Below are 16,958 nucleotides of genomic sequence, written 5' to 3'. Positions count from 1 at the left end.
TCCATGCTATGAAATAGCGACGCTGAGGTCCGAAACCCCGCTTAAAAGGTGATAAATATGCAAATAAGATCATCTGAGTCCTTAAGCATCTGTGGGTGATTAATCTCGGCACTGGCGCAGGCTAATAACTCCAACCAGCAGAGCAGCGACTCTTCCGAAAGGAGAATTGCTATGATTGTGTCGTCTACCCGGACATTTCATTCTCGCTTTTCTTCAAATTTGAATTACATTCGGCGGGCACCCCTAACCCGATTATTGTTGCACTAAAAACCCACTTACGGTACGTAAGTGGGTTTTCTTATTCTAATTTCTGGGGTAACCCTCCCTTTAAAACCGGTTGTTAGCGACTATTGGGTTAGCAGGAATGCTGTTTTTTGCTTATCTATTGTGAATTTTTCATATGTTGAAATGTTGGAAATAATACCGTTGACCTAGCAATTCTATGGCGATTTCTGTGCGTGCGTGGATATCAAATACCTTTAATTACTCCAATACCTGCGGTGAAATTTTGTTCATCATCGATGGGCAGAGTACCATCCACATCTAGCCCCGAATCTCTCCTGGCAGCTTGATCACCGTTACCTTATCTCCGGCAGATAGCCCCTTTTCTTCTGGGGGTACAACTATCAAACAGTCGCTATCCTTGATCGTGACCGTTACGGAAGATTCATCAATGAGTGCCGGATAAGCAAACAAGCTGCCGTCTTTTATTTCTAAGCGAGCTCGCACAAATCTAGTAAAATTATTCACTCTTTTATAATCTGTACCGAGTGTAACGTTCCATTCCGGTAAAAAAGGCTGAGAAGCACTTTGCATCAGTGAAATCACAGGCCGTGCAAACAGTTGAAACCCAACGAAACAAGCCCCCGGATTCCCGGATAAAGCTAACAGCAGCTTACCACCTCTAACCGCAGCAGTAGTTACGCTTCCTGGACGCATCGTCACTTTGTTGAACAACATATTACCACTTTGTTCACGAACCAAGTCGCCCATGATATCATAATCCCCCACAGAAACGCCACCCGTTGTGATCACAAAATCATAAGTTTCCAGCGCCATCTGTACTTTACTTCTAGCCAGCTCCAGATCATCCACAATAGCGCCTAACATTACTGGAACACCCCCTGTCTCTTTGACTAGAGCTTCGAGCATAGGGGAGTTACTATTGCGGATTTTGCCAGGCTCCAGCGGCTCATGCACTTCCAGCAGCTCTGTTCCTGTGGCAAAGATGGCTACCTTGGGACGACGATAGACTTTCACGGTATGTAATCCAAACGCTGCAAGAACAGCTATATCCCCCGCAGAGATTAACCTTCCTGTTGGCAATACAAGATCACCTTGGCTTAATTCGAAACCTTGAGGTGTGATATTGCTGTTTGCTTCTAGTTTTTTTCGAATTCCAACGTAAGTCTTTCCTTCCTCTTCACGTCTCTCCGTGACCTCCAGCATCACCACAGCATCAGCCCCAACCGGTACTTGTGCACCAGTCATAATTCTTGCGGCTGTTCCCGGAGTTATATCTACCGCAGGCACTGCGCCACACGGAATATTATCCACAATTTCTAACCATACAACTTGTCCATTAACACAGTTACGGGTATCCCCCGCGATAATCGCATATCCATCCATACTAGATCGATTAAACGCAGGAAATGGGTGTGGAGCAATCACTTTTTCAGCCAAATAACGTCCACAACACTCATCTAGCGATACGTCTTCTGATTCTAGCGGATTGGCATATTTGATTATTTTGGCCTGAGCTTCTTTGACTTGCAGCGCTTCCCGCTGAAATTTATTATCCTTCATAAAGACCTCCGCTCTGAAACGTCGATTTTTGCTGTAATAGGTATTATTTTAACATGAGACCTCTTGAAGTAAAATTATAAACACAAAAGGCCACCATCCATGTTTATGGGCAGCAGCCTTTTCTACAATATTTTTTCCGGTATAGTGATCTATTACTTCTCTACTAGGCTAGGATGCTCTAATTACCTTTACATCCCCAGGGATTATTTTCTCCCCTTCATAAAGCATAAACCGTCCATGTTGCCACTCTACACGCAGTAGACGTGAATCATCTGATTGATATTGCCACACATGCTGCTCTCCACCATTCATAAATGGCGTCTGACCTGCAACAGCGACAAAACCTTCATATTCTTCCTCCAGGAAAAATGTATAGCCATCGAGCTCAAGAGTTGCTGGAACCTCAGCAGGATTATCAAGCCGCCCATCGATAGGTCTGTACAATCCATATTGCAGCTGTTCCCGCTCTTCTATATGAAGATAAGCTATCTGGCTTCCATCTCTAAGGGTCAGAACTACAGCATTACGGCCCCGATTATGTGTCCGGCCAGTGACTTCATAGGTGACAAGCGATACTTCACAAATGTCTCCGGGAGACAAATTAAGCATACTTTTTTGAACTTCCTGAGGCGCTGGCTTAGAGAAAAGGTTACCTATACGTTTCCACATACTCAACTTGATCGTTCCTCCTACATAAAGGCAGTAATAATTAAAGCACCCGTAATTTGCAGTGAACCTGATAGCAGGCCATATCCGATTTTACCAAGCTGTGTACCATGATCCAGATCCAGCTTCCCCCAATTTGCTAGTAGAAGCCGAACCGTTCTTTCTAGAATTAACAAAAGTAAAAATGATACTAACGAAATCAGCAACGCATCTAGCAAACTATTGGAAGCCGCTATCGATGAAGATAAAATGAAGGCCTGAGCTAGAAGCTTCATTACAAACCGTGTAGTCACCGCCATATTTCCAGCCTTTAACTCTTCTATATCGTTATAACGAGTAAAAAGTGAATCTATATACATCAGTACAAACAGCAACACAGCGCCGCTCACCGTCCACACGACCATGGACACCAGAATATGGAGATCCATTCTATAGCCCCCGCTTAATCATTTTGCATGCCTTTCATAAGCATAGATAAAGCGAAGAAGAAACGAATTTCTGTCTCTCCTTCGCCTGTGAACACCAGCCGTGAACCGGCTAAAGATCAAATGTTATTGCTTCTCGTATTGTTTCATCAGAGCCGCCAGTTCATCTTCAACCGCTTGATCTTTGTTCAGCTTCTCGAATTCATCATCCAGAGATTTATTGCCTGAACTCATCTCATTGCTGGCTTCAGCCTGAGCTTCTGCTTGCAGCATTTTATCTTCCATACGTTTGAGACCTGCAGACGCTGAATCGGAGCTAAATCCGCTCATTGCTTTGTTGATCTCGGTTTGAGCTTTGGCAGCGTTATAACGTGCGACCAAAGTCTCACGTTTGTTCTTCATTTGGGTAAGCTGTTTGCGCATCTCTTCAAGCTTGCCACGAAGGTTATCCGCAGAAGCTTTGTTCTGATCAAAGCTTGCTTTGTATTCTACCAGTTTAGCTTCAGCAGCATTTTTCTCTTCCAGAGCACGGCGAGCAAGGTCAACATTACCCGCTTGAGCTGCTGCATGAGCCTGTTGGGTACGTTTGTTAACAAGCGCTTCTTGTTCTTCATACAGCTGTTTGAATTTCTTCTCAATGGCGATTTGCGCCGCTACAGCTTTTTCTGCATCTTCTAAATCTTCGGTCATATCACGAATGTATTGATCTGTCATTTTAATCGGGTCTTCTGCTTTGTCAATAATCGCGTTCACATTAGACATGGTTAAATCGCGCAATCTTTTAAATATAGACATGGTTTCATTCCTCCAAAAGATAATTTAATTCCTCACATGCTATCTTTTACGTAGAATTGTCACTACCGTTTCATATTTGTTGCGCTAAATATTGATTTACTTTTAAATTCACAATTTCCACGACTTCCATAATACCTTCTTTCGTGAGATTGTCATAATGAATCCCCATCACTACTGTGACCGTCTTGTTCAGCGCTTCAGCTACTCTGATCGCAATGGGCTCGCTTATCGTGTGCTCTTTATGATGAGGAACCGCTGAAGTCAGTACTTTAACCTGCTCCCCCTCCAGATAAGCAGTACTCGTAGCACCAATATGCCGAACACCTCCACTAATTAAGAGCAAGAGATCACGTCCGACAGTCGTCGCCTTCAGCTCAATATCCTCAGGATCAATCTGGTTAGTAGTCAATAGTATTCCCCTCACTACTTCACTTTATATAATGCCCCGTATTTCCTCTAGTGATTGAATATTTTCTTCAACCATAAATTGCTCAAGCTCTGCAACTAGCTGACTACCTGCACGCAAGTTCATGAAATTATAAGTTCCCACTTGGATAACTGCAGCACCTGCCATAATAAACTCGATGATATCCGTTGCTGAAGTGATGCCACCCATTCCGATCACGGGAATCGTTACGTTTTGTGCAACTTGATGCACCATACGAAGAGCGACAGGCTTAATCGCAGGTCCAGACAATCCAGCATATAAGTTATTGAATACACTGCTTCTGCGGCGGACATCAATCTTCATTCCTGAGATCGTGTTGATGAGTGAGACAGCGTCTGCTCCCTCCTCCTGACACATTTGTGCCATTTCAACGATATTTTCGGCTCCCGGCGACAGCTTTACAGCGAGGGGCAGTTTAGTTGCGCGTCTAACAGCCTGTACTACTTTTTGAGCTTCTGAAGTTTGGATCCCAAACGCAATGCCGCCCTCTTTAACATTTGGACAAGAAATATTCAATTCAATCATGTCCACTGCTGTCTTACCTGCACTCGCACGAGCATCTGCATCCCGCTGAATCATCTCAGCACCAAGAACATAATCTTCAAGTGTGCCTCCACCCAGGTTGACCAAACGAGCAGTATCGAGTGTTTCCCAATAAGGGCATTCTTTATCTATAAATGCAGCTACACCCGGATTCTCGAGTCCCACACTATTCAGCATACCAGAAGCTGTCTCATATACACGAGTGCCGGGATTCCCCGCTTTCGGATTGAGGGTTAACCCCTTGCCAGAGATTCCACCCAGCAGAGACACATCATACAGCTTGCCATATTCACGGCCAAAACCAAACGTTCCAGAGGCCATTATAATTGGATTTTTAAAATGAACGCCAGCAATTGTTGTGTTCAACTTAGTCATGGAAAATCACCTCCTCAGAAAGAAACACAGGTCCGTCTGCACAGGCCTTCTTTTGACCATCACGGCAGGATACACTGCAGACCAGACAGGCTCCAATCCCACAAGCCATTCGGTTCTCTAGAGAAAGGTATACTTTCGTTCTAATGCCTGCTTCTTCAGCAGCAATGCCTTTACGTTGAGCAGCTTTAAGCATAGGGTGTGGGCCGCAGACAAAGACATGATCATATTGGCTGAAATCCACACTATCCAAAATTAAACCGCCAACATCGACTACAAGCTCACTTGCAAGTGGGCGAAACGCTTCTGTCCGGTAAGCTTCACGGCTAAAGCCCAAAAAGATATCACTCCCCGGAAGCTGCTTCGCACAATAATAAAGCGGTGCAATTCCGATCCCACCGCCGATGAGCGCAACCTTCCCTTCGACCTGTGGAAATCCATTTCCAAAAGGGCCCTCAAGCTCTACCGAATCACCTGAACCCAGCCGTGAGAATATCTCCGTACCTTCCCCAACTACGTGATACAGAAATTCAACACTATCCTCGTGTACTTCATGTATACTTAAGGGTCTGGATAGGATGGGGTAAGCTCCCCATGCCCGTAACATGTAGAATTGACCCATTGCTCCGCCACTATTCGTCTCTACCTTAAGGTGATACACACCATCTGTCAGCCGTTCGTTACTTAGAACCGTCCCCACGTTATCAAGCTCCTTCAAATTTTATCTTTATTAAGATTGCCTTAGAAGGAGCATAAAATCTGTGACAAACTTCACATCGAAAACGGTCTAGCCTCTTTTCCAAATCCCACGTTCATAAGGTTTAGGTACATCATGTACGCCACCAAGCGCTTCTTCAGCATGTAAAGCCCAATAAGGATCACTTAACATCCCACGGCCAATAGCTACAAGCTCCGCCCTTTTTTCTGCAATGATGGACTGTGCCTCAGAATAGGCTTCAAGCCGTCCTACCGCAATTACTGGCACTTGTAATCCACTGCGAATATATTCTGCCAGATCTGCTTGGTAGGCTGGGCCCGCATTAGGTCCACCATTAGAGCCAATGGGCCCTTCACCACCTGAAGACACATGGAACATATCCACTCCAGCATCCTTATATCGGCGGCAAAACTCCAGGGCATAGGCAGCATCATATCCACCATCAACATATTCTTTCGCGGATACCCTCATGATCAAGGGCATATCTACTGGCACTACTTCTCGGATTGCTGCAACTACTTGTTCTCCAAAAAGTGCAGGATCTTGTCCATATTCATCCTCTCTGAGGTTGGACAGAGGTGAATGAAACTGGTGAATTAAGTAACCATGCGCACCATGAATCTCCACAGTATCAAATCCTGCCTCCACAGCTCTACGAGCGGCATCACGAAAGGCTTCTATCATCTCAAGGATGCCTTCCTTAGAAAGCACCTGTGGCTGCTTAGAACGAGCATCAAAAGGAATTGCAGAAGGTGCAACCGGCGGCTCAGCATCGACCGCTTTACGTCCGGCATGCCCTAGTTGAATGGCTATTTTTGCTCCATAGGCATGTACACTATCTGTGAGCTTACGATACGCCTCTATATGCGTATCACTCCAAATCCCTGTATCCCGGTTCGTTATTCTACCGTCCGGATGTACTCCAGTCATCTCGACAATGATTAGACCAGTACCTCCAATAGCACGGCTTACATAATGAACAAAATGCCAATCATTGGGGATGCCATCCTCTTTATCCACCGAATACTGGCACATAGGTGGCATAACAATACGATTTTTCAGCGTTAAACCCTTCAATTCATAAGGTGCAAACAATTCTGACATCCTTGTCCCCATCCTTCCACCTGTCTATAATTGGCCCGGGAATATCCCGTTCTATTTAGTATACACGCATTAGTGTGTGCAAGAAATCTTTACCAGAGACCTTGAAGAAACGGCATAAATTCATCCTTCAATGGAGATAACAATGAAGAATATGGTGATGATCAGGTAGTAAAGGAGGCATTTGGGGATGTATGATCAACGGAGAGTCCAGAAACTGCTAGTAGTATTAGGATCAATCATTGTCCTGCTATTTCCAACCTCTTCAGCAGAGGTTGCTTCAGCTCCAGCTCAGAATCAGAAGTCCTCACAGGATCAAATTAAAAGTACGCAGACCACTGACGAAGACAAGGCGATATCTGCGGGAACTTCTACTACAAATAATTCAACGAGCAGCAACAATAAGAACACTAAGGGCTTGTCTCTGAGTCAGCTATTACACAAATATCCCGAGACCTTTAAGACCAGCGGTCCTCGGAATAAAGTCATCGCCTTAACTTTTGACGATGTGCCTGACCCAAGGTTTACACCCCAATTGCTAGATGTTCTTAAAAAATATCATGTCAAAGCAACCTTCTTCGTGGTAGGAAGCCGAGCTGAGAAACATCCTGCTCTAGTGAAGCGGATGATTAGAGAAGGACATGCTATTGGAAATCACTCTTATGACCATCCTCAGTTTGTGAAGCTGAAGATGCATGATTTCAGATCACAGATCATTGAGACCGAGAACATTATTCAAACCTTGGCCGGATATAAACCTCGCCTGATTCGTCCACCCTATGGAGATATCTCTGAGCAACAATTGAGATGGGCAAAAAATCATGGTTATAAGCTCGTAAATTGGAATGTGGATTCGTTGGACTGGAAGGGACTTTCCAAAACTCAAGTTAGAAATAACATCTTAGCTAATGCAGGAAAAGGAGCAATTATCCTTCAGCATGGTGGAGGTGGGCCGGGTAGTGATCTTAGTGGAACGATTCAGGCTTTACCTGAGGTAATCACGATTATGCGTAAACGCGGCTATTCTTTCGTTACCGTGCCTCAATTGCTGCAGGTCTCTAAAAATAAATAAATAAATAAGAAACGGAGGCAGCCGCTAAGGACTCCCTCCGTTTCTTATTTAACCTATTTAAAACCATTCCATATCTCTGTATAAATCTCTATATTTTTATCTAGCTATTTAACAATGTATAATTGTACATATTGATAACCAAAATCCGCTACAAAGCTTTGGCTGCCTGGAATAAAGATATCGATGCGGTTTCCTTTAATGGCACTTCCCATATCGGTTGCAGTAGCCAGAAAAGCTTCTTTAGGCAATCCTGAGTGTGAATGGCCGGTAACCAACACTTTTGTTCCAAGAGGAATTACACTTGGATCAACCGCAATGGTTCCTAGCTTAAGTGGGTTTCCAAAATAATCAACCGCACCCCAGCCTCCATTCTCACTAGCCGCTGAGGAATAAGCAGAAGCCTTAACTTGTATCGTTTTCTCATAGTTAAATGACTTGCCCCATGCTTCAACTGTTTTTGATTCTGGAGTAACATTCAGGCTTGGGGTAAGCACTGGAGTTTCTGTCGTAGCTACAGACTCTGCTTGCATTTTACTAGGGATCGTTATTTTAAGTCCATCGTAAATATTAAGAGCTGCAACGTTTGGATTAGCTTTCATTAGATCATTAACACCGACATTGTATTGTTGAGAAAGAGTATAGAAAGTATTGCCTTCCTTTGCAATATGAACGCTGTCTGCAAAAGCAGGAGCGGTGTGCAGCAATGCACTAATTCCCATAACTGCAGCAAGGGTTTTAATGGTTCTGAACTTGTTCTTCATAAATGCCTCCTCTTTAGATGGGCGTAAGCGGTATGACTTCCGTATACGCTCGTGTACATTTCCTGTACTTATGTACATCTTGTGTGATGTCCTGATGTATTGTTGTCTTTTGTAAAACTGACAGGACTTAATATATCACAATTTTGTAACCTATGCGTATGTAATTGTTACCATTCTGAAATAACATGTTTAATTATTGTCTTTGATCCGCTGATTAGTTAACATAATTTTCATTATGTTAACTAATCAGCGACAATCATATCCTATTATATAAGATAATTAAATAATATTCTTTGAGATTTTACATAGATTTAACATTTCGTGCCTCATCCAATAGTAAAATGATAGAATATGATAAATAGATTTGAGATACAGACATCGAAGCATATTTGGAGGTCCCATGAATACAGAAGAGATTAAAAACAACCAAAGCAGTCCAGCCACTGCTTACCTCAATAGGGATTTGAGCTGGATCGAATTTAACCGCCGTGTACTCAAGGAGGCGCAGGACCCTGATAACCCTTTAATGGAACGTGCCAGATTTCTGGCAATCGTCTCGAGCAATCTGGATGAATTCATAAGCGTTCGCGTAGCGGGAATTCAAGATCAGATCCGGGCGGGTTATACTAAAAAAGATTTCACAGGCTACACCCCTTCCGGTCTGTATAAACGCCTCATCAAACGCGTAACCAAAATCATTGCCGATCAATACCGGACATTCCGTGATATTTCGCGGAGTTTGCATAAAGAAGGCATCGTATTTGTGGATTATAAGGATCTTACCCATGCCCAAGAGCAGTCCATAGAACAGTATTACCGGGATATCATCTATCCTGTACTTACGCCAATGGCTGTTGATCAGAGCCGGCCGTTTCCACTCGTGCACAGCCAGTTTATCTACCTAGCTGTTGTTCTTACTCGTAAGAATGGCCTTGAAGAGGAGCCTTATTTTGCTATCCTGCAAATTCCTTCGAATCTGCCAAGATGTATCCCTCTTCCACACCGCTCTAATAGTAAGAAAAGACAATTTGTATTTATTGAAGATGTGATCCGCCATCACATTCAAACCTTATTCAGCGGTTACGAACCTGTTGCGGTTAGTGAGTTTCGTTTGACTCGTAACTCAGATCTTACAATCGATGAGGAAGGTGCCGAGGATCTGCTGGAAGAGATCGAAAAAGAGCTGCGCAAGCGTCGTCGCGGGGTGCCTGCTCGTCTGGAGGTACAAAAAGGTATCCATCCCTATGCTCTTGAGCAGCTACAAGCTGAATTTGAGCTGGAGGACTTCGTATTTGAAATAGAAGGTCCGCTCGATCTGGGCTTTCTTCGTAATTTTGCCGGAAGCTTAAAAGGTTTTAGTTACTTGAACTATCCACCTATTGAGCCGGTCTACCCTGCTGAATTTCAAGAAAACGAGGATTTCTTCGAGGTGCTGCGTGAACGGGATGTATTAGTCTACCACCCTTACGAGTCTTTTGATGCGATGACAGACTTTATCATTCAAGCTTCAGAAGATGAGCAAGTGATGGCTATTAAAATGACCTTATACCGCGTCAGCGGAAATTCTCCACTTATCACTGCACTAGCCAATGCTGCGGAGTCTGGCAAGCAAGTTACAGTGGTTGTAGAGTTAAAAGCCCGATTTGATGAGGAACGGAACATCGCTTGGGCACGCCAGCTTGAAAAATCAGGCTGTCATGTCGTTTATGGTCTGATCGGACTCAAAACGCATGCCAAAGTGACCTTGATTGTCCGCCAGGAAGGCCCTGAACTGCGTCGTTACGTGCATGTAGGCACAGGAAACTATAATGACAGTACAGCCAAGGCTTACACGGATCTCAGTCTATTCACCGCCCAAAGCGATATCGGACTGGATGCTTCCGAGCTGTTTAATCAAATGACTGGATATTCGGCTAATTTTGACTGGCATTCCTTCATTGTAGCGCCAACGAATATGAGCTTATCCCTGCAAAAGCTAATGATGCGTGAAGCTGAACATGCGCGGGCAGGCAGACCCGCACGCATAATCGCCAAGATGAACTCACTCTCTAATCAGCAAGTGATCGACGATTTATATGGCGCAGCCCAAGCCGGTGTCTCCATTGACTTAATCGTGCGAGGGGTTTGCTGCCTACGTCCGGGAATAGAGGGCTTAAGTGAAAACATTACAGTACGCAGTATCGTAGACCGTTTTCTGGAGCACTCCCGGATCTATTATTTCGAAAATGGCGGCAAACCTGAGGTGTATTTATCCAGTGCCGACTGGATGACTAGAAACCTAACCCGCCGGATTGAGCTGATGTGTCCTGTCAGAGACAGCGGCATCCGTAAACAGATCGTCAAGATTCTAGAGTTGTCTCTACAAGATAATGTTAAAGCCAGCTTCTTGCAGGCTAATGGATATTACGAACAACCAGACGACAAAAAGGCCCCTTTCCGGAGCCAGTTTGCTGCAATGGATGTTACACGTTGGAAGGGAAGCCGAGTTTTACCTTCACCGCCCAAGCATTCTTAAATGCTTTTATCGCGTTCTCAATGTCCTCTAGGCCAATTAGCAGTGACGATGCGCCCTCTAAGTCTAGATGAAGCGTATTGCCGTGCAGATTGGCCTTCAGGCCGCTTACAATTCCAATCTCCGTGCTGTCCAGCGCAATGCTAAGCTGGACAAGCGATCCGAGCTTATGAATCCACTCTTCGTCGGATGGCAGCAAAATGTCCTTATGTTGTTGGGACAATTTCTGCTTCCGGCTTTTTGTGCTGTATGAGGCAATCATAGCGCAAAGAATAAGCTGACGGTGGGTAAGTCCACGAATCGGTGAATTCATCAACCAATACAAAGTATGTCGTTTGGATTGGTAATAGTTAATATTCGTTCCCGTACGATGCAGCATGATGGACACATAGATTAACATCTCGTGCTCTGCTCTATTCGATTCATCTTTAAATGCGTCAAACAGGCTGAGCGCTAGCTTGTTGATATGATCTAAATACCGTTTAGAGGTATGAATATCAAAGCGAATAATCGTGTTTAAGCTATATTCTAAAGCACTATCACGCACTGGCTGCTCCGGCTCCAACAGATCATGCAGCAAACCTTCTCTGAGTCCCTCCCCGCTGATTATCGCCTCACTCGCCCCAATATACTGATACACCGTATGGAAAATAATCAACCCGGATACAATGATATCCGCCCGACTCTTAGATAATCCATCTAAATCCTTACGTTTTTCGTAAGGCATTGAAGGTAGGGTGTTCATAAAGTGCTCGATTGTCTCACTGGTCATCGTATAACCGTGGGAGTTAGGCAATGAGTATGCTCGTGTCTTCTGATCCAGCTTCCCCAAAGAACGAACCGTCCCTCCTAAACCGAATAAAGGAAGCCCAGCTTTGGCATTTAGCCAATCATGCTCAACCAGCCTGCCCAGAACAAAGGTCTGCAGCTTGTGAATCTGCTCATCGCTCCAATTCCCACCTTGGCCAAACATTAGGTTGGTATTTACTGCCCCAAACGGGAAAGAAATGCTGTGTTGATAACGCCGCTGACAAAAAAGAGTGATTTCAGTACTCCCGCCACCAATATCAATGACATAACCATCCTCAACATTAAAGGCATTAATAACACCCAAGAAGCCATAATATGCCTCCTGGTGGCCACTGATCACCTCAATCGGAATGGAAGAAGATTGTGACAAAAAGCTTATTATTTCGCTTGAGTTAGCTGCATTACGAATAGCTGCCGTTGCACCCGCCCGAATGGTTTCCACTGCAAAAGCATTGCAGATTTCCTTAAACTGCCGCAAGACCGGAACAATCGTTTCCATGTCCTTTTGTTCCAGACTATTCTCCTTCGTAATCTTCTCACTAAGGCGAGCGGAGTACTTACACTCCTTGATGATCTTATAGCCTCCTTCGCGCGTTGTATCATAAATTACAAGACGAATGGAGTTCGAACCAATATCAATAATGCCTATCCGGCGTAGATCATCTCTCATTATGTATGTACTCCTTTTCCTGTTGATTGACTGACCATCTATTATACATGGTTTACATAAATAAATGAACTCAGTCCCAGCGATATATCCCCACATTACCCTCAGGACCCTATAACAAAACGGCCACCGGATACTTGTCCAGGGCCGTTTTGACGAATTCTTTATAATACTTTACTTAAAAAATCCTTAGTCCGAGCATGTGTAGGATTACCAAATACTTGTTCAGGAGTACCCTGTTCAACGATTACCCCGCCATCCATAAACAGAATGCGGTCACCCACTTCACGGGCAAAGCCCATCTCATGTGTAACAATAACCATTGTCATTCCGTCTTCGGCAAGCTTTTTCATAACCTCAAGTACCTCTCCTACCATTTCCGGATCAAGCGCTGAGGTAGGCTCATCAAAAAGCATCACATGCGGCTGCATGGCTAATGCACGAGCAATCGCAATCCGCTGCTTCTGTCCACCGGACAATTGAGCTGGATAAACATCCTTTTTATCTTCAAGCCCTACAGTCTTGAGGAGCTCCATTGCGAATTTATCGGCCACAGCCTGTTGCTGTTTTCTTACTTTAATCGGTGCGAGTGTAATGTTTTGCAGAACGGTTTTGTGCGGAAAAAGGTTGAACTGTTGAAAAACCATCCCCATCTTCTCACGCGTTGCATTGATATCATGCTTCTTTGAGGTGATCGATTCCCCTTCAAAAGTGATCTCTCCACCTGTAGGCTGCTCCAATAGATTCAAGCAACGCAGAAAGGTACTTTTTCCCGAACCACTGGGCCCGATTACAACGACAACCTCACCCTTTTTAATCTCCAAATCGATTCCCTTGAGAATCTCCAGCTTTCCATAATGCTTCTGCAGGTTCTTAACGGCGATCATCGGTATTCAGCCTCCTTTCGAGTCTACCTAGGATCTTGGAAAGCGTAAATGTTAGAACAAAATACATAAAGGCAGCAATCACGAGTGGTGTCATACCATCATACGAAATCGTTGTAACCGTACGAGCTTGAAACATCAAATCCGTTACTCCGATAAATGAAATAATTGATGATTCCTTGATAATGGTAATGAATTCATTACCGATTGCCGGAAGTACACTTTTAAGTGCCTGAGGAAGTACAATATGACGCATTGTCATCCCTTGTTTCATTCCAAGTGAACGTGCGGCCTCCGTTTGTCCACGATCGACACCCTGAATCCCGGCGCGAAATATTTCTGCCAGATAAGCAGAACTGTTAATGGAGAGTGTAATCGCCCCGGACTGAATCGGAGTAAACTCAATCCCAAACGTCGCCAGCCCGTAATGGATGAGAAACAGTTGCACAAGCATTGGAGTGCCCCGCAAAAATTCAACCCAAGCAGTGGCTAAGAAACGTAACACTCTCCATTTTGACATCCGTAGTAGAGAGACGATAATCCCAAGAATGAAGCCAAAAAAGACACCAAGAACAGCAAGAAGCAAGGTATATTGTAATCCAGTCAAGAAAAGATCACGATAATCATAAGCCATTCTAAATAAAGTAATATCCAATATCTTATCCCCCTATCTCCAAAAAAATAGAAAATAGCAAAGTTCCGCTATTTTCTGTAATACACATACAATTTACTTCAGCAGACCTAAAACAATCTCCATTCCTTACTTCGTGCTTTCAGCAAGCTCACTGGCTGCCGCTACATATTCATCAATCTTACCTTCTGATTCTAGACGTTTAAGTGTTGCATTTACTTTATCTAGAAGCTCTGTATTGCCTTTTTTAATACCAATTGCGTATCCATCATCTTCTACTTCAGGCTTAGCATCGGTAATTACAAGACCCGCTAAATTCTTAACAAAAGATTTGGCTACAGGTCCTTCAATAATTGCTGTATCGATACGGTTAGATTGCAATTGCAGAACGATCTCGGAGATTTTACCAAGAGAAGTGATCTTTGCGCCTTCAATCTCTTTGGCGATTTCTTCTTGAATAGAGCCTGTCTGTACACCAATTTTGGTGCCCTTCACCGCGTCCATAGTAGCGTATTTATCTTTATCTGCTTCGCGCACTACAATAGCTTGCTCTGCTTTGTAATAAATATCTGAGAGTTCAACCGCTTTTTTGCGTTCTTCAGTCGGGCTAAGACCGGAAATCACCATATCTACACGTCCACTGGACAATTCGTTAAGCAGTGAATCAAAAGGCAGATCCTTAACTTCAAGCTCAGCGCCCATGTCAGCAGCAATTTCTTTAGCGATGTCGATATCGAAACCTACGATGGTATCTTTTCCGTCCACTACTTTATGGAATTCGTACGGAGGAAAATCTGCACTTGTTCCCATAATCAGCTTTTTAGTAACTGCACCGGAATTTGCATTACCACTAGCAGCGGTATCATTATCATTTTTATTTTGACCGCAGCCTGAGAGCAGACCTACCGCTAATACCATTCCTAAACTAAGTTTACCCCATTTGTTCATTTCTATATCTCCCCTATTCATATGAAAAAATCTAAGTTGACCCAATGACTGACTTATTATAAATCAGAACGCATGAATATGCAAAGGCATAATTGTGACAATAACTTCCTTTTAATGGATTTCTATGAGGGTAATTCTATAATACACAACTAAAAAACCGTTTTTATTCACGATGAAGCAAGATTTATACATTTTTACTATCCCCTATACTAGCTAAATCATTCGATTATTCATTCCCTTCTGTCATAAAAAAAGGACTGCTCCCAGAGTATTTACCATACTCCCGGGTGCAATCCCTTATTAACCCATTACAGAATTTGTTAAACTTTATCTTGTTATATCATCATAGATGTCCATGTACTGTTGAGCGGATACATTCCAGCTATAATCTCCCGCGAATGCATTTTTTGTGATCTTTTTCCAATGTTCAGGCTGCTTGTAAAAAGAAAGTGCCCGGCGCAGCGTAAACATCATATCGTGAGCATTATAATTGCTGAACGTAAAGCCATTGCCTTCACCGGTTTCTTCATTATAAGCGTGCACAGTATCATTGAGGCCACCTGTCTCACGTACAACGGGTATACTACCATAGCGCAAAGCGAGCAGCTGACTGATGCCACATGGCTCAAACTTGGACGGCATAAGGAAGATATCGCTGGCAGCATATATTTTACGTGAGAGTGCATCATTAAATAGGATCTGTGAAGACAGCTTTGTCGGATAACGCCATGCTGCTTCCTTGAACCAACGCTCGTAGGATTCATCACCAGTTCCAAGCAGCACAAATTGAATATCATCGTGATATAGCAGCTCATCCAGCACTCGGGTAAGCAGATCTAAGCCTTTGGAGTCCACAAGACGCGTGACCATAGCTACCATTGGGATATTAGCATCTACTGGTAATCCCAGCTCTTCCTGCAAGGCTACTTTGTTCTCCGTCTTCTTGGTTAAATTGGAACGATAACGGGTGACAAGGCTGGAATCTGTCGCTGGATTATAACTTTTAGTATCAATGCCATTCACAATACCACTTAAAACATCTGACCGTGCGTTCAATAAACCATCCAAGCCGTAACCATAATAAGGTGTGCGAATTTCTTCTGAATAGGTCGGACTAACGGTCGTGACCCGATCACTGAATACAATCCCGCCTTTTAAGAAATTCACATTACCATAGTACTCCACACTACCAAAATAACTGCTATCCAGACCTAACAGCTCTCCAAGTACCTCATAAGGAAACACTCCCTGATACAACAGGTTATGTATTGTAAATACACTCCGCATTTCACTGTAAAATGGATTGTGACGATAATGCCCCTGTAGGAGCATTGGAATTACGGCCGCGTGCCAATCATGGCAATGCAGAACATCAGGCTGGAAATCAATGGCCGGCAGACACTCCAGTACTGCACGATTATAGAACGCAAACCGTTCACCATCGTCCATATAACCATAAATTCCATCACGCCCAAAATAATACTCATTGTCGATAAAATAAACGGGGATACCCTCATAGATAATGCGTTCAATTCCACAGTATTGTTTTCGCCAGCCAATTGGGACATACACTTCCGTTAAATGCTCCATTTGAGCGGTGAACTTGTCAGGAATCCCACGATATTTAGGCAAAATCACTCGTACATCTACCCCGGCAGCCTTCAGCGCTTTAGGTAGTGCTCCAATGACATCGGCCAAACCACCCGTTTTGACAAAAGGATGGGCTTCAGCTGCGGCAAATAAAACTTTCATGATTATTTCCCCCTTAAACTGTACGGATTCTCTATTCGTACTTAGAT

Annotated in this window: 16 protein-coding genes; 2 read left to right on the top strand and 14 right to left on the bottom strand. The window is 43.8% G+C overall.

What is annotated here, in order from left to right; translation table 11 throughout:
* Positions 1-543: 543 nt before the first annotated feature.
* The 8 genes from MHH49_RS24400 to MHH49_RS24365 form a co-directional block, all read right to left on the bottom strand.
* On the bottom strand, positions 544-1,806 hold the full coding sequence (locus tag MHH49_RS24400) for a molybdopterin molybdotransferase MoeA (RefSeq protein ID WP_076179953.1): 1,263 nt from the start codon (positions 1,804-1,806) through the stop codon (positions 544-546).
* 168 nt (positions 1,807-1,974) lie between these two features.
* Entirely contained in the window at positions 1,975-2,481 is a 507-nt protein-coding gene (locus MHH49_RS24395; RefSeq protein WP_076130052.1) for a DUF4178 domain-containing protein, read from the bottom strand.
* Between the two features lie 14 nt (positions 2,482-2,495).
* Entirely contained in the window at positions 2,496-2,900 is a 405-nt protein-coding gene (locus MHH49_RS24390) for a DUF350 domain-containing protein (RefSeq protein WP_036687618.1), read from the bottom strand.
* A gap of 123 nt (positions 2,901-3,023) precedes the next feature.
* Positions 3,024-3,692 carry a PspA/IM30 family protein gene (locus MHH49_RS24385; protein WP_036687619.1) on the bottom strand — a complete coding sequence of 223 codons (669 nt, stop codon included), beginning with the start codon at positions 3,690-3,692 and terminating at the stop codon, positions 3,024-3,026.
* Positions 3,693-3,762: 70 nt separating this feature from the next.
* Positions 3,763-4,101, bottom strand: coding sequence for a prenylated flavin chaperone LpdD (gene lpdD, locus MHH49_RS24380; RefSeq protein WP_254924479.1), 339 nt, complete (start codon positions 4,099-4,101; stop codon positions 3,763-3,765).
* Positions 4,102-4,125: 24 nt separating this feature from the next.
* A complete protein-coding gene (locus tag MHH49_RS24375; RefSeq protein WP_038571513.1) occupies positions 4,126-5,058 on the bottom strand; it encodes a dihydroorotate dehydrogenase in 933 nt (310 codons plus the stop codon).
* Complete coding sequence (locus MHH49_RS24370; protein WP_076144768.1) at positions 5,051-5,755, bottom strand: dihydroorotate dehydrogenase electron transfer subunit; 705 nt, start codon at positions 5,753-5,755, stop codon at positions 5,051-5,053. Before MHH49_RS24370 ends, MHH49_RS24375 begins: the two co-directional genes overlap by 8 nt.
* Positions 5,756-5,842: 87 nt before the next feature.
* The gene (locus tag MHH49_RS24365; RefSeq protein ID WP_076141996.1) at positions 5,843-6,877 is read right to left on the bottom strand and encodes an NADH:flavin oxidoreductase/NADH oxidase; all 1,035 of its coding nucleotides are present in this window, start codon (positions 6,875-6,877) and stop codon (positions 5,843-5,845) included.
* Positions 6,878-7,064: 187 nt separating this feature from the next.
* Here MHH49_RS24365 and MHH49_RS24360 point away from each other — a divergent pair, with 187 nt between their 5' ends.
* Positions 7,065-7,946: a polysaccharide deacetylase family protein gene (locus MHH49_RS24360; RefSeq protein WP_036687626.1), complete on the top strand. Its 882-nt coding sequence runs from the start codon at positions 7,065-7,067 to the stop codon at positions 7,944-7,946.
* Positions 7,947-8,050: 104 nt separating this feature from the next.
* On the opposite strand, the gene MHH49_RS24355 is transcribed toward MHH49_RS24360, so the two are convergent.
* Entirely contained in the window at positions 8,051-8,707 is a 657-nt protein-coding gene (locus MHH49_RS24355; protein WP_038571518.1) for a 3D domain-containing protein, read from the bottom strand.
* Positions 8,708-9,107: 400 nt separating this feature from the next.
* Between MHH49_RS24355 and ppk1 the strand changes: the two genes are divergently transcribed.
* Positions 9,108-11,222: a polyphosphate kinase 1 gene (ppk1, locus tag MHH49_RS24350; RefSeq protein ID WP_036687629.1), complete on the top strand. Its 2,115-nt coding sequence runs from the start codon at positions 9,108-9,110 to the stop codon at positions 11,220-11,222.
* Here ppk1 and MHH49_RS24345 read toward each other — a convergent pair.
* From MHH49_RS24345 to glgA, 5 genes are all read right to left on the bottom strand, one after another.
* On the bottom strand, positions 11,170-12,699 hold the full coding sequence (locus tag MHH49_RS24345) for a Ppx/GppA phosphatase family protein (RefSeq protein ID WP_076273273.1): 1,530 nt from the start codon (positions 12,697-12,699) through the stop codon (positions 11,170-11,172). The genes ppk1 and MHH49_RS24345 overlap by 53 nt on opposite strands.
* A gap of 161 nt (positions 12,700-12,860) precedes the next feature.
* On the bottom strand, positions 12,861-13,583 hold the full coding sequence (locus MHH49_RS24340) for an amino acid ABC transporter ATP-binding protein (protein ID WP_036687633.1): 723 nt from the start codon (positions 13,581-13,583) through the stop codon (positions 12,861-12,863).
* Positions 13,570-14,235, bottom strand: coding sequence for an amino acid ABC transporter permease (locus MHH49_RS31260; protein WP_235219554.1), 666 nt, complete (start codon positions 14,233-14,235; stop codon positions 13,570-13,572). Before MHH49_RS31260 ends, MHH49_RS24340 begins: the two co-directional genes overlap by 14 nt.
* 105 nt (positions 14,236-14,340) lie before the next feature.
* Positions 14,341-15,159: a transporter substrate-binding domain-containing protein gene (locus MHH49_RS31255; protein ID WP_036687634.1), complete on the bottom strand. Its 819-nt coding sequence runs from the start codon at positions 15,157-15,159 to the stop codon at positions 14,341-14,343.
* Between the two features lie 327 nt (positions 15,160-15,486).
* Positions 15,487-16,911 carry a glycogen synthase GlgA gene (glgA, locus tag MHH49_RS24330; protein ID WP_036687636.1) on the bottom strand — a complete coding sequence of 475 codons (1,425 nt, stop codon included), beginning with the start codon at positions 16,909-16,911 and terminating at the stop codon, positions 15,487-15,489.
* Positions 16,912-16,958 lie beyond the last annotated feature (47 nt).

It is taken from the genome of Paenibacillus sp. FSL F4-0122, assembly GCF_038002845.1.
GTDB lineage: Bacteria > Bacillota > Bacilli > Paenibacillales > Paenibacillaceae > Paenibacillus_AQ > Paenibacillus_AQ odorifer.
The sequence above is the reverse complement of the archived record's forward strand: the minus strand, read 5'-3'. Positions and strand labels throughout refer to the sequence as shown.